Raw genomic sequence first — 19,544 nt, 5'->3', positions numbered from 1 at the left:
TTTTTTCGTCCAAGCTGCTTCGGCAGCCACCCGCAGGAGATTAGCGATGCCCAGCCGTCGTGAGCGTGCCAATGCCATTCGTGCCCTCAGCATGGATGCTGTGCAAAAAGCCAACAGCGGCCACCCCGGTGCCCCCATGGGCATGGCGGATATCGCCGAAGTGTTGTGGCGCGACTACCTGAAGCACAACCCGGCCAACCCTAAGTTCGCTGACCGTGACCGCTTCGTGCTGTCCAACGGCCACGGCTCGATGCTGATCTATTCGCTGCTGCACCTGACCGGCTACGACCTGTCCATCGACGACCTGAAGAATTTCCGCCAGCTGCACAGCAAGACCCCGGGCCACCCGGAATACGGTTACGCGCCAGGCGTCGAGACCACCACCGGCCCGCTCGGTCAGGGTATCGCCAACGCCGTGGGTTTCGCCCTCGCCGAGAAGATCATGGCGGCGCAGTTCAACCGCGACGGCCACGATATCGTCGACCACTACACCTACGCCTTCCTGGGCGATGGTTGCATGATGGAAGGCATCAGTCATGAAGTCTGCTCCCTGGCCGGCACCCTGGGCCTGGGCAAGCTGATCGCCTTCTACGACGACAACGGCATCTCCATTGACGGCGAAGTGCACGGCTGGTTCACCGACGACACCCCGGCGCGCTTCGAAGCCTACGGCTGGCAGGTGATTCGCAATGTCGACGGCCACGATGCCGAAGAAATCAAGATGGCCATCGACACGGCGCGCAAATCCAGCGACCGTCCGACGCTGATCTGCTGCAAGACCATCATCGGTTTCGGCTCGCCGAACAAGCAGGGCAAGGAAGAGTCCCACGGCGCGGCCTTGGGCCATGACGAAATCGCCCTGACCCGTGCGGCCCTGAACTGGAACCACGCGCCGTTCGAGGTTCCGGCCGATATCTATGCCGAGTGGGATGCCAAGGAAGCCGGCCTGGCTGCCGAAGCCGAGTGGGATCAGCGCTTCGCCGCCTATTCCGCCGCCTATCCCGAGTTGGCCAACGAGTTCATCCGCCGCATGGCGGGCGAGCTGCCGGCCGATTTCTCCGCCAAGGCCAGCGAGTTCATCCGTGCCGTCGCCGAGAAAGGCGAAACCATCGCCAGCCGCAAGGCCAGCCAGAACTGCCTGAACGCCTTTGGCCCACTGCTGCCGGAACTGCTCGGCGGCTCCGCTGACCTGGCCGGTTCCAACCTGACCCTGTGGAAGGGCTGCAAGCCGGTGGTCGCCGAGGATGCCTCGGGCAACTACATGTACTACGGCGTGCGCGAATTCGGCATGAGCGCGATCATGAACGGCGTCGCCCTGCACGGCGGCCTGATTCCCTACGGCGCGACCTTCCTGATGTTCATGGAATACGCCCGCAACGCGGTGCGCATGTCGGCGCTGATGAAGCTGCGCGTGCTCTACGTGTTCACCCACGACTCCATCGGCCTGGGTGAAGACGGCCCGACCCACCAGCCGGTCGAGCAGCTGACCAGCCTGCGCACCACGCCGAACCTGGACACCTGGCGCCCGGCGGACACCGTCGAAGCCGCGGTGGCCTGGAAGCACTCGGTCGAGCGCAAGGACGGCCCGAGCGCGCTGATCTTCTCCCGTCAGAACCTGCCCCATAACCTGCGCGACCACGAAACCGAAGCGTCCATCTCCCGCGGTGGTTACGTGCTGAAAGACTGCGCCGGCGAGCCGGAGCTGATCCTGATCGCCACCGGTTCGGAGGTCGGCCTGGCCATCCAGGCGGCTGACAAGCTGAGCGAGCAGGGCCGCAAGGTTCGCGTGGTGTCGATGCCGTCGACCAACGTCTTCGACCAGCAGGACGCTGCCTACAAGCAATCCGTGCTGCCGCTGCAGGTCACCGCGCGCATCGCCATCGAAGCCGCCCACGCGGACTTCTGGTACAAGTACGTCGGCCTCGAAGGCCGCGTCATCGGCATGGAAACCTACGGTGAGTCGGCGCCAGCCGGCCAGCTGTTCGAGCACTTCGGCTTCACCGTCGAGAACATCATCGGCACCGCCGAAGAACTGCTGGAGGGCTGACGCCAGCCCCAAGCTGCAAGCCTCAAGCCGCAAGCAGAAGCCTCTGCCAGCGGCTTTTGCTTGTAGCCTGACGCTTGCGGCTTGCAGCTATGCGCCAACCTTACCGCGTTGCCCTGAACGGCTATGGCCGCATCGGCCGTTGCGTGCTGCGCGCGTTGCATGAGCGAGCAGGCGAAGCGCGACTGGATATCGTCGCGCTCAATGACCTGGCCGATCAGGCCAGCATCGAATACCTGACCCGTTTCGACTCCACCCACGGGCGTTTTCCCGGCGAGGTGAAGGTGGCGGGCGACCATCTGCATATCAACGGCAAGCCGCTCAAGGTGTTGCGTCAGCGCGAGCCCGAGGGCGTCGACTGGGCAGCGCTGGGAATCGACCTGTTGCTCGAGTGCTCCGGCCAGTACACCACTCGCGAGCAGGCCGAACGGTTCGTGAGGGCGGGGGCGCCGCGGGTCTTGCTGTCGCAGCCGATGGCCAGTGAGGGCGATGTCGATGCCACGGTGGTGTACGGCGTCAATCAGCATGGCCTGACGGGCCGCGAGCGCCTGGTGTCCAACGCATCCTGCACCACCAACTGCGGTGTGCCGCTGCTCAAGCTGCTGAACGAGGCGGTGGGGCTGGAGTACATCTCCATCACCACCATTCACTCGGCGATGAACGACCAGCCGGTGATCGATGCCTATCACGACGAAGACCTGCGCCGTACCCGCTCGGCCTTTCAGTCGGTGATTCCGGTGTCCACCGGGTTGGCGCGCGGTATCGAGCGGCTGCTGCCGGAACTTGCCGGGCGAATCCAGGCCAAAGCCATTCGGGTGCCGACGGTCAACGTGTCCTGCCTGGATATCACCTTGCAGACCGCCCGCGACACCAGTGCCGAGGAGATCAACCGGATCCTGCGCCAGGCCGCCGAACAGGGGCCGCTGCAGGGCCTGCTGGCGTACACCGAGTTGCCCCACGCCAGTTGCGACTTCAACCATGATCCCCATTCGGCCATCGTCGACGGCAGTCAGACGCGGGTTTCCGGGCCACGCCTGGTCAACCTGCTGGCCTGGTTCGACAACGAATGGGGTTTCGCCAACCGTATGCTCGACATGGCTGTGCATTATCTCGATGCCGCCGCTCACTTATCACCAGCCCCTGTTAAGGACTGACCCAATGACCCTGAACATCGCGAAAATGGCCGACCTTGATCTGCAAGGCAAGCGCGTGCTGATCCGTGAAGACCTCAACGTGCCGGTCAAGGACGGCATTGTGAAGAGTGATGCGCGCATTCTCGCCGCGCTGCCGACCATCAAGCTGGCCCTGGAAAAAGGCGCCGCGGTGATGGTCTGCTCGCACCTCGGTCGCCCGACCGAAGGCGAGTTCAGCGAAGAGAACAGCCTGGCGCCAGTGGCGGCCTACCTGAGCAAGGCCCTGGGCCGCGACGTGCCGCTGGTCAAGGACTACCTCAACGGTGTCGAGCTGCAGGCCGGTGAGCTGGTGCTGTTCGAGAACGTACGCTTCAACATGGGCGAAAAGAAGAACGCCGACGAGCTGGCCCAGCAATACGCCGCCCTGTGCGACGTGTTCGTGATGGACGCTTTCGGCACTGCCCACCGCGCCGAAGGCTCGACCCACGGCGTGGCCAAGTTCGCCAAGGTCGCCGCCGCCGGCCCGCTGCTGGCTGCCGAACTGGACGCCCTGGGCAAGGCCCTGGGCGCGCCGGCCAAACCGATGGCGGCGATCGTCGCCGGTTCCAAGGTGTCGACCAAGCTGGACGTGCTCAACAGCCTGAGCGGCATTTGCGACCAGCTGATCGTCGGTGGCGGCATCGCCAACACCTTCCTGGCCGCTGCCGGTTATCCGGTCGGCAAGTCCCTTTACGAAGCCGACCTGGTCGACACCGCCAAGGCCATCGCCGCCAAGGTCAGCGTACCGCTGCCGGTCGATGTGGTGGTCGGCAAGGAGTTCTCCGAGTCCGCCGCCGCGACCATCAAGGCTGTGGCTGACGTGGCAGAGGACGACATGATCCTCGACATCGGCCCGCAGACCGCCAAACAGTTCGCCGAGCTGCTCAAGGCCTCGAAGACCATCCTGTGGAACGGCCCGGTCGGGGTGTTCGAGTTCGACCAGTTCGGTGAAGGCACCAAGGCCCTGGCCCTGGCCATCGCCGAGAGCCCGGCGTTCTCCATCGCTGGCGGTGGCGACACCCTGGCGGCCATCGACAAGTACGACGTGGCGCAGCGCATCTCCTATATCTCCACCGGCGGCGGCGCCTTCCTCGAATTCGTCGAGGGCAAGGTACTGCCAGCGGTGGAAATCCTGCAGAAGCGTGCAGCCGAGTAATTGAGTCTAGACGGTCGGGGTCGGTACGGGCCGTTTCGTACAGACCCTAAACCTTGGCGGGCGGCGGTGGTCATTACCCTTGTATGGAAATCAGCCAGCAAGGAGTGACCGATGCGTAACCTGACCATGGTATTGAGCTTGTGTGTCGTCCTGGGCGGTTGTGCCTGGGGCGGATCGCCACGCGATGAAGCCTGCAAGGTGTTGAGTCCGGCGGAAATCGATCTACCGACCACCCGCGAAGATCAGCGCATCGAAGGGCAGAGTACCGGTGACTCGACGCCGCCCGTAGGCGAGCAGAACTGCTAGAGCAAGGAGAGTGCAATGAACCGTTATCAATACGCTGCTGCGTTGCTCGGGCTGGCCATGATTGCCGGCTGTGCCGGCAAGGACTACGCCGACAGCCAGCAATGGAATCGCTGGGTGTGTGACAGCCAGGCGGAAGTGTTCTGGCGCTACGCCGACCCGGCCCATGAAAAGGTCGATGTGCGCATGGGCGGCAGCGATGTCGTCCATCGCTTGAGCCTGGAGCCGTCCGGTTCCGGCGAGCTGTACAGCGACGGCACGCTGTCCTTCCATGCCAAGGGTGAGGAAGGCCTGGTCTACCGCACCGCCAATGACGATTTGCTCGGGCGCGGCTGCAAGGCGCCCTGAATGACCGGCGAGTGGGCCTGCCCGCTCGCGCAAACTTGAATAGCGCCTGCCACTGCGGCAGGCTTGCACGATCAACGAGCCCTATCGGGAGATAGCAAAACATGGCACTTATCAGCATGCGCCAGATGCTCGACCACGCCGCCGAATTCGGCTACGGCGTGCCGGCCTTCAACGTCAACAACCTCGAGCAGATGCGCGCCATCATGGAAGCCGCCGACAAGACCGATTCGCCGGTCATCGTCCAGGCCTCTGCAGGTGCCCGCAAGTACGCTGGCGCGCCGTTCCTGCGCCACCTGATCCTCGCCGCGATCGAAGAATTCCCGCACATCCCGGTGTGCATGCACCAGGACCACGGCACCAGCCCTGACGTCTGCCAGCGCTCCATCCAGCTGGGCTTCAGCTCGGTGATGATGGACGGCTCGCTGAAGGAAGACGGCAAGACCCCGGCCGACTACGACTACAACGTGCGCGTGACCCAGCAGACCGTTGCCTTCGCCCACGCCTGCGGCGTGTCGGTAGAAGGCGAGCTGGGCTGCCTGGGCAGCCTGGAAACCGGCATGGCCGGTGAAGAAGACGGCGTCGGCGCCGAAGGCGTGCTCGATCACAGCCAGCTGCTGACCGACCCGGAAGAAGCCGCGGCCTTCGTCAAGGCCACCCAGGTCGATGCCCTGGCCATCGCCATCGGCACCAGCCACGGCGCCTACAAGTTCACCAAGCCGCCTACCGGCGATGTGCTGTCCATCGAGCGCATCAAGGAGATCCACAAGCGCATCCCCAACACCCACCTGGTGATGCACGGCTCCAGCTCGGTACCCCAGGACTGGCTGGCGATCATCAACGAGTACGGTGGCGACATCAAGGAAACCTACGGCGTGCCGGTCGAGGAGATCGTCGAAGGCATCAAGTACGGCGTGCGCAAGGTCAACATCGATACCGACCTGCGTCTGGCCTCCACTGGTGCGATCCGCCGTTTCATGGCGCAGAACCCGGCCGAGTTCGACCCGCGCAAATACTTCGCCAAGACCGTGGAAGCCATGCGTGACGTGTGCATCGCCCGCTACGAAGCCTTCGGCACTGCCGGCAACGCCTCGAAGATCAAGCCGATCTCCCTGGAAGGCATGTTCCAGCGTTACGCCAAGGGTGAGTTGACCGCCAAGGTCAACTGATCGCAGCGTCAATGGCCTAGCCTGAAAGCCGCCTGCCCCTGATGGGCAGGCGGCTTTCCTGCATCTGGTCTCGGCATTTCCGGCCGGATGTGCATGCCGCTACCGCGGCTACTGCGGGCATCTCCCGATTCACGAAAAACCATGTAAAACTCCTCTTCCGACTCCACGCAGGCGCTGCGCCATACTGCCGCCACGCGTTTCAGGATGTCGGCTCCCATGCCTCAAAACTCTCGCCTCTGGCTGCCATTCGGCTTGGCCGTGCTCGTTGCTAGCGTGCTCGGCAGCGTCGTTCAGACCCAGTTCAATCTCGCCGCCCTGCAGCAGCTCGGTGCCAACATCTCCCCAGGCATCCGCCTGCAGGCCACCGCTCATGATCTGCTGGGTTTCAGCCCCACGTTCGCCGCACTGGTGATCGCCGCCTTCATCGTCGCCTTGCCGCTGACCGCCCGGCTGGCGCCCGCCCAGGGCGGGCTGCGCTGGCTGGCATTTCTGCTCGCCGGTGCCCTGGCGGTGTGGCTGGCCTTGGCCACCGCCAATGCCTTCGCGCCGATGCCTACCCTGATCGGCGCCAATCGCACGCTGGCCGGCACCCTGGCGCTGATGCTCTGCGGCAGCCTGGGTAGCCTGGTGTTCGCACGTTTCAGCGGCGCCGCACGCTGATGGTCTCGATCAAGGATGGCGTAGTGAGAATTGCCTGGCTGGCAGCGGGGCTTTGCGCGGCCGCGCTGGCCCACGCCGATTACCGTATCGAAACCGTCACCGGCGGGCTGGCCCACCCCTGGTCCATGGCGTTTTTACCCGATGGCCGCATGCTGGTGACCGAGCGCACCGGGCAACTGCGCCTGATCGATGCCGGCGGCAAGCTGCAGGCCGAGCCGGTCCGCGGACTGCCGACGCCCTTCGTGGCCACCCAGGCCGGGCTGATGGAAGTGGCGCTGGATCCGCACTTCGCCAGCGATCCCTGGATCTACCTGAGCTACGCCCATGGCGAGCCTGACGCCAACAACACCCGACTGGCCCGCGCCCGCCTGGTCGACGGCGAGCTGCGTGATTTCCAGGTGCTGTTCACTGCCCAGCCGGCCAAGGCAGGCGCCTCCCACTACGGTGGGCGGATCGCCTTCTTGCCTGACGACACCCTGGTGCTGACCCTGGGTGATGGCTTCGACGGGCGCGAGCAGGCGCAGAACCCGGCCAATCACCTGGGCAAGACGGTGCGCCTGAACCGCGACGGCAGCGTCCCGCCGGACAACCCGCTGCGCGGCCAGCCGGGCGTCGCCGAGGAAATCTACAGCCTGGGGCACCGCAACGTGCAGGGCATCGTCTATGACCGGCAGCGCAAGCGCCTGTACAGCCACGAGCACGGCCCCAAGGGCGGCGACGAGCTGAACCTGCTGCAGGCCGGTGGCAACTACGGCTGGCCGCTGACGTCCTTTGGCGTCGACTACACCGGGGCGATGGTCACGCCCTTCACCGAGCTGCCCGGCTACCTGGCGCCGGAGCTGCACTGGACGCCGTCGGTGGCGCCCTCCGGGTTGGCGCTCTATACCGGCGATCGCTTTCCGCACTGGAAGGGCGACCTGTTCGTCTCCACCCTGGCGGAGAAGAGCGTGCGCCGGGTGCGGCTCGACAAGGGCCGGCTGGCCGGTGAAGACATCCTGTTCCAGGAGCTGGAGGAACGCATTCGCGGTGTGTACGACGGCCCGGACGGCGCCCTCTACCTGCTCACCGATAACGCCGAAGGTCGCCTGCTGCGGGTAGTGCCGCTGTAGCGCGAGGGGCATAATTGGCCGCCAGCCATATCCGCCGTAACGCCATGACGCCGCTCAAATACCTTCAGGGTTACCCCGCCTCGCTCCAGGATCAGGTGCGCCAGATGATCGCCGGCGAGCGCCTGGGTGATTACCTGGCGCAGCGCTATGACGGCCGTCATGGGATCCAGAGCGACAAGGCGCTGTATGCCTATGTCATGGCGCTCAAGCAGGAACACCTGAAGAATGCGCCAGCCGTCGACAAGGTACTGTTCGACAATCGCCTCGACCTGACCCACCGCGCCCTCGGCCTGCACACCAGCATCTCCCGGGTGCAGGGCGGCAAGCTCAAGGCCAAGAAGGAAATTCGTGTCGCCTCGCTGTTTCGCGAGGCGGCGCCGCAGTTCCTGCAGATGATCGTGGTGCACGAGCTGGCGCATCTGAAGGAAAGTGATCACAACAAGGCGTTCTACAAGCTCTGCGAGTACATGCTGCCGGACTATCAGCAACTGGAATTCGACCTGCGCCTGTACCTGACCTGGCGCGACCTGCAGGCCGCTGGGATCAATAGGCTTCGATGATCTCGTGGCGCTGTGCGCGGCCGGCGACGGTCAGCTCGACCTCGTCACCGATGTGCCGCCCGAGCAGGCGCTGGCCGAGCGGTGCATCGGGGCTCAACACCAGGACCGTGCACTGCTCGACCTGCACCTTGATCGCCGCGCCTTCGGGGCCAAGAAACAGCCACCGCTGCTGGTCACCTTCGTCGGCCAGCAGCACCAGGCTGGTCAGCCGAATGCCCTGATCATCCCGATAGGGGCGCACCTGCAGCTGCCGCCAGACGCGCAGGCGCAGGCCGATCTCCTCCACCCGGCGAGCCTGTCCTGCGGCCAGGTAGGCGGCCTCCAGCCCAAGGGTGTCGTACTTGTTCTCGGCGATGTTCTCTTCATGGGTGGCCGTCTCATGGGCCGCTCGCGCCGCCTGTTCGGCGGCCTGCAGTTCGAGACCCAGGTGCTCGATGACCTGCTGCACGATGGCGTGCTTGTCCATGGTGGTCAGGCCTCGTGCGCCGGCTTTTCGCGGTTCTTGAGCAAGTGCGCCGCCAGGGTGCGCAACGGGCCGAGCTGCCGGGCGATCAGCGACAGCTGGGTTTGCACCAGGCGCTGGACATCGTCCAGGTCATCGGGCATCTGCTCCAGGCAACTGGCGAGGTGCTCTTCATGGTCGCTCTGGATGGCCACTGGGGTCTGTTCGCTGAGGCCGCGGGCGATCTCGTCGAGGCTGTCGGCCAGGCGCAGGGCGCTGGCCGGCAGCTCGTTCTGCTCGTCGGCCAGCAGGGCTTCGCCCCGGTGTGCGCCCAGGCCGGACAGGTAGCTGAGCAGGGTGTGGGAGAGCACCAGGAAACGAAAGCCGATATCCGCCTCCTTACGAAAGTGCCCGGGCTCCATCAGCATGTTGCCCAGGGTGGTCGACAGGGCGGCGTCGGCGTTGTGGGCATTGCGCCGGGCCAGGCGATAGGCCAGGTCGTCGCGCTTGCCTTCGGCGTACTGGCGCATGATCTGCCGCAGGTAGGTGCTGTTGCAGCTCAGGGTATTGGCCACCACACGATTGAGCCGGCGCCCCTGCCAGTCCGGCAGGATCAGGAACACCGCCAGGCCGGCGATCAAGCTGCCGAGCAGGGTATCGAACAGGCGCGGCAGGATCAGCCCGTAGCCATCGCCCACCTGGTTGAAGCAGAACAGCACCAGCAAGGTGATCGCCGCCGTGGCCACGGTGTAGCGGCTGGAGCGGGTGGCGAAGAACACCACGCCGGCGGCGACCGCAAAGAAGGCCTGGATCAGTTGCGCCGGGAACAGGTCGATCAGTGCCCAGCCCAGTAGCAGGCCGAGTACGGTGCCGATGATGCGCTGCACCAGCTTCATGCGCGTGGCGCCGTAGTTGGGCTGGCAGACGAACAGGGTGGTGAGCAGGATCCAGTAGCCCTGGGTCGGGTGAATCCAGTGCAGCACGCCATAACCGGCAGCCAGGGCGATGGACAGGCGCAGGGCATGGCGAAACAGCAGCGAGGTCGGGGTGAGCTGCAGGCGGATGCGCTCCCATACATCGCGCAGCGACTGCGGTTCGCGATCGAGTAGCGAGCTGTCCTGCTCTTCGGCCAGGGCGTCGGGGTTGCTGGCGCTGCCAAGCAGGCGGTCGAGAGTGCCGAGGTTGCCGGCCAGGGCGCCGAGTGAGCGCAGCAGGTGTTTCCAGGCCGGGTTGCTCTGGATGCGCAGGTGTTCCAGGGATGCCTGCAGGTCGGCCTGGGCCTGGCTGTAGTGCTCGCCGTACTCGAACGGCTGGCGCAGCTCGATGGCCTGGGCCAGGGCATGGCAGGCCTTGCCGTGCAGGCGCAGCAGGCGCTGGCAGCGGAACATCACGTCGCTGTGGAAAAAGGCTTCGGCCAGGGCGTTGTAAGGGTAGTGCGAGGAACTGGCGCGCTCGTGGATGTCCTGGGCGAGAAAATACAGCTTCAGGTAGCGGCTGACCTTCGGGCCGGGCCGCCCGTTGCCGACCCGGTGCAGGATGATTTCCTTGGTGGCGTTGAGCGCCGCCACCACCCGACCATTCTGCTTGGCCAGGTCCAGGCGCCGTGCCTCCACGTCCAACTGGCGCAGCGGCTCGAACAGCGCGGCCTTGAGCTTGAGGTACAGCCCCAGCTCACGAAACAGCCGGGCCAGGCTCTGCTGCACCGGCTGGTGGGCGAACAAGGCATGCCAGAGCACCGAGAGCGCACCGTACCAGGCGGCGCCCGCCACCAGCAGCAAGGGCTCCAGCCATAGCCCGGCGATGCCGCCGCGCTGCTCCACGCCGATCATGCTGTACACCGCCAGAATCAGGGTGGCCGAACCGAGCGTGGCGAAGCGCTCGCCCAGGGCGCCGAGCATGGTCAGGGCAAAGGCCGACAGCGCCAGGGCGCTGACGAACAGCCAGGGATAGGGGAACAGGAATTCGACCGTATAGGCTGCGGCACTGAAGCACCCCAGGGTCACCAGCAGCGCGGTAAGGCGGCCCTGCCAGCTGTCGTCGGTTTCTGCCAGGGCACTGGCGATCACCCCGAGAAACAGCGGGATCAGGCTGTGCATCCAGCCCTGATGCCAGCACAGCGCCAGGCTGCCACCCAGGGCAATGAACACCCGCAGGCTGTAGCTGAACTTGTCCAGTGCCCAGAGGCGACGCAGCGAGTGGCGCAAAGAGGGGGACGGCATCCGGATCGCGACCTTTAGGGAAAATGACTGACGCGCTGCTCAACGCGGCGTTTCGATTGTGCCTTGCCCGCATCGTTCAGTGCGAGAGGCGCTTTCGTTGCGCATTGCGCATGCTGACGTCGAGCCCGCCCGGTGGGTCACCGCGCCTGAACTCTGCGCGCGGCGCCCGGCTCCAAGATTTACCCATTGCCCATCGGTGCCGGCAGGCGGCCGCCACCATTCGACAGGAGCGCCCCATGATCGACCTCCATTACTGGACGACCCCCAATGGCCACAAGATCAGCATCTTCCTCGAAGAGAGCGGGCTGGACTACCACGTGCACCCCGTCAATATCGGTGAGGGCCAGCAGTTCGAGCCGGCATTCCTGAAGATCTCGCCAAACAACCGGATCCCGGCCATCGTCGACAACAATCCCAGCGACGGCGGCGAGCCGATCTCGGTGTTCGAGTCCGGGGCTATTCTCGAGTACCTGGCCGACAAGATCGGCCGCTTCATGCCGCTGCAGCCGCGTCTGCGCGTGCAGGTTCAGCAATGGCTGCACTGGCAGATGGGCGGGCTGGGGCCAATGGCCGGGCAGAACCATCACTTCGTGCGCTTCGCGCCGGAGCAGATTCCCTATGCCATCGACCGCTACGTGAAAGAGACGGCGCGCCTGTATGGCGTACTGGATCGTCAGCTCGAGGGGCGCGAGTACGTGGCCGGTGACTATTCGATCGCCGACATGGCCATCTATCCCTGGGCCAAGGGCTGGGAGCTGCAGCGCCAGCGCCTCGAAGACTTCCCCAACATGGCTGCCTGGCTGGCGCGCATGGGCAAGCGGCCTGCGGTGCAGCGGGCCTATCAGGTTGCCGAAGCCATCGGCCAGCGCCCCGACGAAGTGCTCACCAGCGAAGCGCGCAAGGCGTTGTTCTGAGGTGCGCCGCCGGCGCGACGCGGGTCACGCCAGCAGCCGGTCCTTGCGGGAACCGGGCGACCGATAAGGTAGCCCTGAACGTAGTCGCAGCCCAGCTGACGCAGACGCTCCCGCTGCTTGGCGCGCTCCACGCCCTCTGCAAGCACCTCCATCCCCGTGCGGTGAGCCAGGGCGTTGACCGCGCGGGTGATCGCCAGGCCGTCCTGGTCCCCGGGCAGGCCCGCGACGAAGCTCTGGTCGAGCTTGAGCTTGTGTACCGGCAGGCGCTTCAGACGCGCCAGGGTACTGCCGGGGCCGAGCCTGCTGGCGAGCCGCTCGCTGGTGGCCTTGGCAACAGTTCGCCGACGTTGTGGCCGAGGCTTTCGTTGATGTGCTTGAAGTGATCGAGATCCACGACCTGCACGGCGCCGCGATCGTCGTCACGCTGGGCGCGCGGCAGGGTATGTTCGACGCGCTCGCTGAGCAGCAGGCGGTTGGGCAGGGTGCTCAGCAGATCGTGGTGGGCGCGGTAGTCGAGTTCCTGCTGGGAATGCTCGAGCACGCTGATGTCGGAAAACACGGCCACGTAGCGGCTGAGCAGGCCGTGGTCGCCGCGGATGCACTGACACTGCGGATAGATTTCGCCGTCCAGGCGAGTAATACAGACTCTAACGGCGCAGGTCCCGGAGACCGTCCTCGGTGGCCGACAAGGCCAGGCTGAGGCGTTCCTCGCTGGCGCGCCGCGCCGTGCCGATCCGCGCCTGGTGGCCCAGGCGGCGGCTGATCAGATACGGCAGGTTGCTGGTCAGCAGCACGAATATCAGGCCCTTCCAGACCTGGGCCTGCTCCGTCTGTCGGGCCGTCAGGTCGAGGGGGCCAGCAGCAGGTCGCTGAACACGATCAACCGGCCGGCGTCTATCAGGTAGCGCAAAGTCAGGCACGATGCGCCTTGGCGAGTGCTCATGGTCAGATAACGGCTTCCCTGTCGCTGGAAAAGTTCATTGCTGGGCCATTCTTGTAACATCCTTAGCCAAAAGACCAAGTGGTTTTCCGGCAGTTGATGTTGATAATGGAAGCGCGGCACCTTGTCCGCATCGCTTTCTCTCTGCAAGAGGTACCCCTGCCCATGTGGTACAACGGTTTTCTCGACTTGCCGGTCTGGCAGCTCATCATCGTCACCCTGCTGCTGACCCATGTCACCATCGTGGCCGTCACGGTCTATCTGCACCGTTACTCGGCCCATCGCTCCCTGGAGCTGAACCCTGCACTCAAGCACTTCTTCCGTTTCTGGCTGTGGATGACCACAGGCATGAACACCCGCGAGTGGACGGCCATCCACCGCAAGCACCACGCCAAATGCGAGACCGCCGACGACCCCCACAGCCCGGTGGTCAAAGGGCTCGGCACGGTGATGCGCAAAGGCGCCGAATTGTATGCCGAAGAGGCGAAGAACGAGGACACCCTGCGCATCTATGGCAAGAACTGCCCGGATGACTGGATCGAGCGTAACGTTTATTCGCGCTTCCCGATTGGCGGTGTGTCGCTGATGCTGATCATCGATGTGCTGCTGTTCGGCGCACTCGGGCTGACCGTATGGGCCGTGCAGATGATCTGGATTCCCTTCTGGGCGGCCGGGGTCATCAACGGACTGGGCCATGCCGTCGGCTATCGCAACTTCGAGTGCCGCGACGCGGCTACCAATCTGGTGCCCTGGGGCATCATCGTTGGCGGTGAGGAGCTGCACAACAACCATCACACCTACCCCAATTCCGCCAAGCTGTCGGTCAAGCCCTGGGAGTTCGACATGGGCTGGGCGTGGATAAAACTGTTCAGCTTCCTGGGGCTCGCCAAGGTTCAGCGTGTCGCGCCGATCGCCCACCGGGTACCAGGCAAAGGGATTCTGGACATGGACACCGCCATGGCCATCCTCAACAACCGTTTCCAGATCATGGCCCAGTACCGCAAGCTGGTGATCGGGCCGCTGGTCAAGCAGGAGCTCGCCAAGGCCGACGAGTCGGTTCGTCACCAGTTCCGCCGCGCCAAGCGGCTGCTCTCCCGTGAGCCGAGCCTGCTGCACGACAAGCAGCAGGTGCATATCGATGCCATGCTGGCGCACAGCCAGGCGCTCAAGGTGATCTACGAGAAGCGTCTGGCCCTGCAATTGATCTGGGCGCGAACCAGTGCCAACGGCCATGACATGCTCGAGGCCATCAAGCATTGGGTGCAGGATGCCGAGGCCAGTGGCATTCAATCCCTGCGTGACTTCGCCGAGCAGCTGAAGACCTATTCCCTGCGACCCGCGGCCGCGTGACGTAGCGCACAAAGCTGAGTGGGCGGTGAACCGCCCACTGCGGCCATGGTCATAGCTGTGACCCGGTCGCCCTGTAGAAGCCCGCCATTCGGCGGGCTTTTTCGATTCCCATTGGCGACCTTCACCGCAATCAAAAGGCCAATGTTCTGGATCGGTATATGGATGAACTCGCTGCTATCGACCTGGAGGAGCTGACCCTGGCTTTGCTGCACAGCCGTGCCGAGGGCACTCGGCTGCGCGAGCGTGAGCAACTGTTCAGTACGCTGCTGGGCAGTGTGAACGCCGTACTCTGGGCGTTCGACTGGGAGACCCAGCAGATCATCTACGTCAGCCCGGCCTACGAGCTGGTTTTCGGCCGCTCGGCCGGTTTGCTACTGGCCGACTACGGCGAATGGCGCAACAGTATCTATCCGGATGATCTGGAGTACGCTGCCGAGAGCATGGCCAAGGTGCTGGAGACCGGCGCCGTGGAGGCCCGTGAGTATCGGATCATCCGCGCCGATGGCGAAATCCGCTGGCTCAGCGACAAGTGCTTTATCGGCCGGCAGAGCGAGACCCACGCCTCGCCGATCATCTTTGGTATCGCCGAGGACATTACCGAGAAGAAGCAGCTCGAAGGCGAGCTGCATCGCCTGGCGACCACCGACGTGCTGACGCAGAGCAGCAACCGGCGGCACTTCTTCGAATGCGCCCAAAGTGAGTTCGAGCTGGCGCGTACCCATGGGCAGCCGCTGGCTTTTCTGCTCCTGGACCTGGACGACTTCAAGCACATCAATGACACCTTCGGCCATCAGGTGGGCGACCAGGTGCTGCAGCAACTGGCCAATTGCGCCAGCTCGGTGCTGCGCCGTGGTGATCTGTTCGGGCGGATTGGGGGTGAGGAGTTCGCGGCGCTGTTCCCGGGTTGTGAGCCGGAACTGGCCTCGCAGATTGCCCAGCGCCTGCAGCGGGAAATTCAGCGCCTGTCGTTCAGCCATGAAGGCAAGACCTTCGGTATCACCGTCAGCCAGGGCCTGACGTCCCTGCGCAGCGGCGATCCTGGGCTCGATGTGCTCTATGCACGCGCCGATGCGGCCATGTATCAGGCCAAGCGCCAGGGCAAGAATCAGATCGTCACCAGCTGATTTGGCGGAAATTCGCCTTATTCCCTTCGCTTTTCAGCGGATACTCGCTCATTTTTATCGATGAGCGACCGTCACTTCCTGTCATTTTGCCAGTAACATATTGAAATGTAGGCTGTAATGCGACTTTGGTCGTCCATGGCATGCAATCTGCTGTGCTAAATTCACAGCAACGGCCTTCAAAGGCCGACAATAATAAGCCGAGAATCTGACGATGCCCTTTGCCTGTCGCTGCAGCAGCCAGACCAACCTGTTTCATCCTTACCCTTGAATTTCGTATTGCCGTGCCAATAGCTGTGGCGCCTTCCGGCTGCCTGCTACCTCACGGCGCTACCCGAATTCGGCTGGCTGCACGCCTAGTACGCGGCACCTTCCAGACCGATGTGCACCACCAATAAAAGAACAGAACACTGGAGAGATCACGATGAAAAAAGCTTCCCTGGCGCTGGCCGTAGCCGCCGGCACTCTGGGTCTGACCCTGGGCAACGTTGCCAACGCCGCCTTTATCGAAGACAGCACGGCCAAGCTGGATCTGCGTAACTTCTATTTCAATAACGATATTCGCGATACCGATTCGCCCAGCAGCAAAGAGTGGGGCCAGGCGTTCCAACTGAATCTGCAGTCGGGTTTCACTGAAGGCACAGTAGGCGTAGGGGTTGACGCTATCGGCCTGCTGGGCGTACGTCTGGATGGTGGTGGTCGTGCCGGCAAAGCTGGTCAGTCCCGCACCCCAAGCGCCTTGTTCCCGCTGGAAAGCGATGGCAGCGCTCGTGACGAGTTCAGCAGCCTGGGCCTGACCGGCAAGATCCGTTTCTCCAAGACCGTTGCCCATGTTGGCACCCTGCAGCCGAAACTGCCGGTGGTGACCTTCAACGATGGTCGTCTGATCCCGCAGACCTTCGAAGGCGCGCAGATCACCTCCAACGAGATCGACAACCTGACCCTGATTGCCGGTCAGCTGGAGCACGCCAAGGGCCGTACTTCCAGTAACGCCGACTCGCTGGCTATCGCTGGCGCCGGTGCGGGTGCCGACAGCAACAAGTTCTACTACGGCGGCGCTGACTACAAGATCAACAAGGATCTGCTGGTTCAGTACTACTACGGCAACCTGGATGACTTCTACAAGCAGCACTTCCTGGGCTTGACCCATACCCTGGCGCTGGGTGCTGGCTCGCTGAAATCCGACCTGCGCTATTTCGATACCAGTTCCGACGGCAAGAACGGCAGTGCCGCTGGTCGTGCGGACGGTTATGTCGGCTCGGGTTATTACGGCCGTAATGCCGCTGGCAATGCCATTGGTACCGGCGAAGTCGATAACCGTACCTGGAGTGCGTTCTTCACCTACAGCCTGGAAGGCCACGCGCTGAGCGCCGGTTACCAGCAGGTTTCCGGTGACAGCAACTTCATCCAGCTGAACCAGGGCTCGATCCCAGGCCAGGGTGGTGCAACCACCTACCTGATCACCGACCGTCAGATCACCAACTTCGGTCGCGCCGGCGAGCGTACCTGGATCACCCAGTACGGCTACGACTTCGGCAAGATCGGCGTACCGGGCCTGACCGCCAACGTGCTGTACATGAAAGGCGACAATATTAAGTCGGCTGGTAGCGACCTCAAAGAGTGGGAACGTGACCTGACCCTCAGCTACGTGGTACAGCAAGGCGCTGCCAAGGGCCTGGGCTTCGCCTGGCGTAATGCCTCGCTGCGCAGCGAAACCTCGACCGGTGACGTAGACCAGAACCGCCTGATCGTCAGCTATAGCATCCCTTTGCTCTAAGCTGTCTTGATGGGCCGCGCCACGCGGCGGCCCGTTCAAATGCAAAAGCCCGGACTGGTTCCGGGCTTTTGTTTTTCTGCACATCTGCAGGGCGCTGCGGTCAGCGGGCGGTCGCCACCGGCTGCTGCTGGGTGATGCAATGGATATTGCCGCCGCCCAGCAGGATTTCCCGGCCTGGCACCATCACCACGCGATGATCCGGGAACAGGCGTTCGAGAATGGCCTTGGCTTCCTGGTCCTTGGGATCGTCGAAGCTGGGCGCGACGATGCCGCCGTTGACGATCAGGAAGTTCACGTAGGAGCCGGCCAGACGTACCTGTGGGCTGCGCTCCTGGCTGCCGAGTACGCGGTCGACACCGGCGCATTCTTCCTCGGTGGCATGCAGCGGGCCCGGAATCGGCATCTTGTGTACGGTCAGCTTGCGGCCTTTGGCGTCGCGGGCGTTTTCCAGTGCACCCATGGCTTGCTGGCACCGGCTGTAGTTGGGATCTTGCGGATCGTCGGTCCAGGCCAGCAGCACTTCACCCGGGCGCACGTAGCAGCAGAAGTTGTCGACGTGGCCGTCGGTCTCGTCGTTGTACAGGCCATGGGGCAGCCAGATCACGGTGTCGATGGCCAGGTGATCGGCCAGCACGGCTTCTATCTGCTCGCGGCTCAGGTGCGGGTTGCGGTTGTGATTGAGCAGGCACTCTTCGGTGGTGATCAGGGTGCCTTCGCCGTCGACGTGGATCGAGCCGCCCTCGAGCACGAAACCCTCGGTGCGATAACGGTCGCAGCCTTCGATGTTGAGGATCTTGCTGGCCACCTGATCGTCGCGCAGCCACGGGAAGTACAAGCCGCCGTCGAAACCGCCCCAGGCGTTGAAACCCCAGTCCACGCCGCGCAGTTCGCCCTGGGTGTTGGTCACGAAGGTCGGGCCGGTGTCGCGCACCCAGGCATCGTCAGTGGTCATTTCGACGACCCGGATGCGCTCGTGCTGCAGGTGCGCGCAGGCATTTTCGTACTGTGCCGCCGAGGCGCAGACGGTCACTGCTTCGAACTCGGCGATCGCCCTGGCAACCGCCGTGAAGGCGTGCTGCGCAGGCTTGCCGCCCAGGCGCCAGTTATCCGGGCGCTCCGGCCATACCATCCAGGTCTGGCTGTGGGGTTCCCATTCGGCCGGCATGCGATAGCCGTCGGCGCGAGGTGTCGAGGTCAGCGTGGTCATGGCGTGCTCCGTTGGTCTGTGGGTTCAGGAGGCAGGGGTGCCATCCGGGGGTGTCAATGGCGTATACAGGTCGGGGCGGCGATCCCGGAATGTGCCCCAGGCGCTGCGCACCTGCTCCAGCTTGGCGAGATCGAAACTGTGCACCCGCACGCCGGCCTCGCTCTCGCCGAGTTCTTCGACCTTCTCGCCGAACTGGTTGGCGATGAAGGATGAGCCATGGAAGCTGATGGCGTAGCCGTCCTGCTGTTCCACGCCGATGCGGTTGCTGGCGACCAGCGGCATCAGGTTGGCGCCCGCGTGGCCCTGTTGCACCCGTTGCCAATGGTCGCGCGCAAGGATGCTGGCGTCATCGAGTTCGCTGCCGATGGCGGTCGGGTAGAGCAGCACCTCGGCACCCTGCAGGGCCATGGCACGGGCACATTCGGGAAACCACTGGTCCCAGCAGATACCGACGCCGATTCGGGCGTAGCGGGTATTCCACACCTTGAAGCCGCTGTCGCCGGGGGCGAAGCAGTACCGCTCCTGGTAGCCGGCGCCATCGGGGAGATGGCTCTGGCGATAGATGCCGAGGTTCCTGCCGTCGGCATCGATCACCGCCACGCTGTTGAAGCGCGCCTGCCCGGCCAGTTCGTAGAAGCTGATCGGCAGGACCACCTGCAGTTCCCTGGCCAGGGTCTGGAAATGCCTGATGGCCGGGTTGTCATCCACCCGCGTGGCCAGTTGCAGGAAGTCCGGGTTGGGTTTCTGACAGAAATACGGCGTCTCGAACAGCGCTTGCAGCAGGATGATCTGGGCACCCCTGCCTGCCGCTTCGCGCACGTGCTTTTCGGCATTGGCGATGTTCGTCGCGGTATCCGTGGCGCAGGCCATTTGAGTGGCCGCCACGGTGACGGTGCGAGACATGAGCAGCCTCCAGACAATGGATCACAGTGCCGATATCGGCAGCGCTATCGATTCAAGCGGACGAGGACAAGAATGTCCACTTCAGGGTGGTCTTATAGTCGATAAATATCGATTTTAAAAACGATTTCATTGGCGGTATAGCTGTTAAAGGGC

The 19,544-nt window shown here is 64.0% G+C and carries 22 protein-coding genes; 13 read left to right on the top strand and 9 right to left on the bottom strand.

From position 1 onward, the window contains the following. Nucleotides 1-46: 46 nt before the first annotated feature. From tkt to SA190iCDA_RS01060, 9 genes are all read left to right on the top strand, one after another. Nucleotides 47-2,047 (top strand): transketolase, encoded by a 2,001-nt coding sequence (gene tkt, locus SA190iCDA_RS01100; RefSeq protein WP_070885893.1) that lies wholly within the window; start codon nucleotides 47-49, stop codon nucleotides 2,045-2,047. A gap of 89 nt (nucleotides 2,048-2,136) precedes the next feature. Beyond that, nucleotides 2,137-3,198, top strand: coding sequence for an erythrose-4-phosphate dehydrogenase (gene epd / locus SA190iCDA_RS01095; protein WP_070885894.1), 1,062 nt, complete (start codon nucleotides 2,137-2,139; stop codon nucleotides 3,196-3,198). A 4-nt stretch (nucleotides 3,199-3,202) separates the two neighbouring features. Continuing rightward, on the top strand, nucleotides 3,203-4,372 hold the full coding sequence (locus tag SA190iCDA_RS01090) for a phosphoglycerate kinase (protein WP_419203827.1): 1,170 nt from the start codon (nucleotides 3,203-3,205) through the stop codon (nucleotides 4,370-4,372). Between the two features lie 111 nt (nucleotides 4,373-4,483). Then, complete coding sequence (locus SA190iCDA_RS01085) at nucleotides 4,484-4,678, top strand: hypothetical protein (RefSeq protein WP_070885895.1); 195 nt, start codon at nucleotides 4,484-4,486, stop codon at nucleotides 4,676-4,678. Nucleotides 4,679-4,693: 15 nt separating this feature from the next. Continuing rightward, the gene (locus tag SA190iCDA_RS01080; protein WP_070885896.1) at nucleotides 4,694-5,023 is read left to right on the top strand and encodes an MliC family protein; all 330 of its coding nucleotides are present in this window, start codon (nucleotides 4,694-4,696) and stop codon (nucleotides 5,021-5,023) included. A 101-nt stretch (nucleotides 5,024-5,124) separates the two neighbouring features. Continuing rightward, a complete protein-coding gene (gene fba, locus SA190iCDA_RS01075) occupies nucleotides 5,125-6,189 on the top strand; it encodes a class II fructose-bisphosphate aldolase (RefSeq protein ID WP_070885897.1) in 1,065 nt (354 codons plus the stop codon). A 216-nt stretch (nucleotides 6,190-6,405) separates the two neighbouring features. Next, nucleotides 6,406-6,849, top strand: coding sequence for a hypothetical protein (locus tag SA190iCDA_RS01070; protein ID WP_070885898.1), 444 nt, complete (start codon nucleotides 6,406-6,408; stop codon nucleotides 6,847-6,849). A 23-nt stretch (nucleotides 6,850-6,872) separates the two neighbouring features. Next, nucleotides 6,873-7,958 (top strand): PQQ-dependent sugar dehydrogenase, encoded by a 1,086-nt coding sequence (locus SA190iCDA_RS01065; RefSeq protein WP_070886187.1) that lies wholly within the window; start codon nucleotides 6,873-6,875, stop codon nucleotides 7,956-7,958. Nucleotides 7,959-8,002: 44 nt separating this feature from the next. Continuing rightward, nucleotides 8,003-8,518 (top strand): M48 family metallopeptidase, encoded by a 516-nt coding sequence (locus SA190iCDA_RS01060; RefSeq protein ID WP_070886188.1) that lies wholly within the window; start codon nucleotides 8,003-8,005, stop codon nucleotides 8,516-8,518. Here the strand turns inward: SA190iCDA_RS01060 and SA190iCDA_RS01055 are convergent. Continuing rightward, nucleotides 8,502-8,984, bottom strand: a complete 483-nt coding sequence (locus SA190iCDA_RS01055) for a GreA/GreB family elongation factor (protein WP_070885899.1) — start codon at nucleotides 8,982-8,984, stop codon at nucleotides 8,502-8,504. The genes SA190iCDA_RS01060 and SA190iCDA_RS01055 overlap by 17 nt on opposite strands. Before the next feature lie 5 nt (nucleotides 8,985-8,989). After that, nucleotides 8,990-11,179 carry a YccS family putative transporter gene (gene yccS / locus SA190iCDA_RS01050; RefSeq protein ID WP_070885900.1) on the bottom strand — a complete coding sequence of 730 codons (2,190 nt, stop codon included), beginning with the start codon at nucleotides 11,177-11,179 and terminating at the stop codon, nucleotides 8,990-8,992. A 236-nt stretch (nucleotides 11,180-11,415) separates the two neighbouring features. Here yccS and SA190iCDA_RS01045 point away from each other — a divergent pair, with 236 nt between their 5' ends. After that, the gene (locus SA190iCDA_RS01045) at nucleotides 11,416-12,093 is read left to right on the top strand and encodes a glutathione S-transferase N-terminal domain-containing protein (RefSeq protein ID WP_070885901.1); all 678 of its coding nucleotides are present in this window, start codon (nucleotides 11,416-11,418) and stop codon (nucleotides 12,091-12,093) included. On the opposite strand, the gene SA190iCDA_RS01040 is transcribed toward SA190iCDA_RS01045, so the two are convergent. From SA190iCDA_RS01040 to SA190iCDA_RS01025, 4 genes are all read right to left on the bottom strand, one after another. Next, nucleotides 12,021-12,356 (bottom strand): EAL domain-containing protein, encoded by a 336-nt coding sequence (locus tag SA190iCDA_RS01040; protein ID WP_236101188.1) that lies wholly within the window; start codon nucleotides 12,354-12,356, stop codon nucleotides 12,021-12,023. The two genes, SA190iCDA_RS01045 and SA190iCDA_RS01040, sit on opposite strands and share 73 nt — an antisense overlap. Nucleotides 12,357-12,361: 5 nt before the next feature. Next, nucleotides 12,362-12,658, bottom strand: a complete 297-nt coding sequence (locus SA190iCDA_RS01035; protein ID WP_070885902.1) for a diguanylate cyclase domain-containing protein — start codon at nucleotides 12,656-12,658, stop codon at nucleotides 12,362-12,364. An 82-nt stretch (nucleotides 12,659-12,740) separates the two neighbouring features. Continuing rightward, nucleotides 12,741-12,887, bottom strand: coding sequence for a hypothetical protein (locus SA190iCDA_RS01030; protein WP_170833944.1), 147 nt, complete (start codon nucleotides 12,885-12,887; stop codon nucleotides 12,741-12,743). A 47-nt stretch (nucleotides 12,888-12,934) separates the two neighbouring features. After that, nucleotides 12,935-13,183 carry a hypothetical protein gene (locus tag SA190iCDA_RS01025; protein ID WP_139159482.1) on the bottom strand — a complete coding sequence of 83 codons (249 nt, stop codon included), beginning with the start codon at nucleotides 13,181-13,183 and terminating at the stop codon, nucleotides 12,935-12,937. Nucleotides 13,184-13,198: 15 nt separating this feature from the next. On the opposite strand from SA190iCDA_RS01025, the gene desA reads away from it, so the two are divergent. Then, nucleotides 13,199-14,383, top strand: coding sequence for a delta-9 fatty acid desaturase DesA (gene desA, locus SA190iCDA_RS01020; protein ID WP_070885903.1), 1,185 nt, complete (start codon nucleotides 13,199-13,201; stop codon nucleotides 14,381-14,383). Nucleotides 14,384-14,541: 158 nt separating this feature from the next. Beyond that, nucleotides 14,542-15,507 (top strand): GGDEF domain-containing protein, encoded by a 966-nt coding sequence (locus SA190iCDA_RS01015; RefSeq protein WP_070885904.1) that lies wholly within the window; start codon nucleotides 14,542-14,544, stop codon nucleotides 15,505-15,507. Here SA190iCDA_RS01015 and SA190iCDA_RS01010 read toward each other — a convergent pair. Continuing rightward, nucleotides 15,497-15,763: a hypothetical protein gene (locus SA190iCDA_RS01010; protein ID WP_139159483.1), complete on the bottom strand. Its 267-nt coding sequence runs from the start codon at nucleotides 15,761-15,763 to the stop codon at nucleotides 15,497-15,499. The genes SA190iCDA_RS01015 and SA190iCDA_RS01010 overlap by 11 nt on opposite strands. Before the next feature lie 165 nt (nucleotides 15,764-15,928). Here SA190iCDA_RS01010 and SA190iCDA_RS01005 point away from each other — a divergent pair, with 165 nt between their 5' ends. Further along, nucleotides 15,929-17,281 (top strand): OprD family porin, encoded by a 1,353-nt coding sequence (locus SA190iCDA_RS01005; protein ID WP_070885905.1) that lies wholly within the window; start codon nucleotides 15,929-15,931, stop codon nucleotides 17,279-17,281. 100 nt (nucleotides 17,282-17,381) lie between these two features. Here SA190iCDA_RS01005 and aguA read toward each other — a convergent pair whose 3' ends face one another. Both aguA and aguB read right to left on the bottom strand, forming a co-directional pair. Beyond that, nucleotides 17,382-18,488: an agmatine deiminase gene (gene aguA, locus SA190iCDA_RS01000; protein WP_070885906.1), complete on the bottom strand. Its 1,107-nt coding sequence runs from the start codon at nucleotides 18,486-18,488 to the stop codon at nucleotides 17,382-17,384. Nucleotides 18,489-18,512: 24 nt separating this feature from the next. Next, the gene (gene aguB / locus SA190iCDA_RS00995) at nucleotides 18,513-19,391 is read right to left on the bottom strand and encodes an N-carbamoylputrescine amidase (RefSeq protein WP_070885907.1); all 879 of its coding nucleotides are present in this window, start codon (nucleotides 19,389-19,391) and stop codon (nucleotides 18,513-18,515) included. Between the last annotated feature and the right edge of the window lie 153 nt (nucleotides 19,392-19,544).

This window comes from Pseudomonas argentinensis (genome assembly GCF_001839655.2).
Classification (GTDB): Bacteria; Pseudomonadota; Gammaproteobacteria; order Pseudomonadales; family Pseudomonadaceae; genus Aquipseudomonas; species Aquipseudomonas argentinensis_B.
This window is presented reverse-complemented; position numbering and strand designations above follow the sequence as displayed.

Excerpts from the sequence above, each read along its gene's own strand:
- tkt (WP_070885893.1), top strand. The coding sequence starts at position 47 with ATGCCCAGCCGTCGTGAGCGTGCCAATGCCATTCGTGCCCTCAGCATG.
- epd (WP_070885894.1), top strand. The coding sequence starts at position 2,137 with ATGCGCCAACCTTACCGCGTTGCCCTGAACGGCTATGGCCGCATCGGC.
- SA190iCDA_RS01090 (WP_419203827.1), top strand. The coding sequence starts at position 3,203 with ATGACCCTGAACATCGCGAAAATGGCCGACCTTGATCTGCAAGGCAAG.
- SA190iCDA_RS01085 (WP_070885895.1), top strand. The coding sequence starts at position 4,484 with ATGCGTAACCTGACCATGGTATTGAGCTTGTGTGTCGTCCTGGGCGGT.
- SA190iCDA_RS01080 (WP_070885896.1), top strand. The coding sequence starts at position 4,694 with ATGAACCGTTATCAATACGCTGCTGCGTTGCTCGGGCTGGCCATGATT.
- fba (WP_070885897.1), top strand. The coding sequence starts at position 5,125 with ATGGCACTTATCAGCATGCGCCAGATGCTCGACCACGCCGCCGAATTC.
- SA190iCDA_RS01070 (WP_070885898.1), top strand. The coding sequence starts at position 6,406 with ATGCCTCAAAACTCTCGCCTCTGGCTGCCATTCGGCTTGGCCGTGCTC.
- SA190iCDA_RS01060 (WP_070886188.1), top strand. The coding sequence starts at position 8,003 with ATGACGCCGCTCAAATACCTTCAGGGTTACCCCGCCTCGCTCCAGGAT.
- SA190iCDA_RS01055 (WP_070885899.1), bottom strand. The coding sequence starts at position 8,984 with ATGGACAAGCACGCCATCGTGCAGCAGGTCATCGAGCACCTGGGTCTC.
- yccS (WP_070885900.1), bottom strand. The coding sequence starts at position 11,179 with ATGCCGTCCCCCTCTTTGCGCCACTCGCTGCGTCGCCTCTGGGCACTG.
- SA190iCDA_RS01045 (WP_070885901.1), top strand. The coding sequence starts at position 11,416 with ATGATCGACCTCCATTACTGGACGACCCCCAATGGCCACAAGATCAGC.
- desA (WP_070885903.1), top strand. The coding sequence starts at position 13,199 with ATGTGGTACAACGGTTTTCTCGACTTGCCGGTCTGGCAGCTCATCATC.
- SA190iCDA_RS01015 (WP_070885904.1), top strand. The coding sequence starts at position 14,542 with ATGGATGAACTCGCTGCTATCGACCTGGAGGAGCTGACCCTGGCTTTG.
- SA190iCDA_RS01010 (WP_139159483.1), bottom strand. The coding sequence starts at position 15,763 with ATGAAACAGGTTGGTCTGGCTGCTGCAGCGACAGGCAAAGGGCATCGT.
- SA190iCDA_RS01005 (WP_070885905.1), top strand. The coding sequence starts at position 15,929 with ATGAAAAAAGCTTCCCTGGCGCTGGCCGTAGCCGCCGGCACTCTGGGT.
- aguA (WP_070885906.1), bottom strand. The coding sequence starts at position 18,488 with ATGACCACGCTGACCTCGACACCTCGCGCCGACGGCTATCGCATGCCG.
- aguB (WP_070885907.1), bottom strand. The coding sequence starts at position 19,391 with ATGTCTCGCACCGTCACCGTGGCGGCCACTCAAATGGCCTGCGCCACG.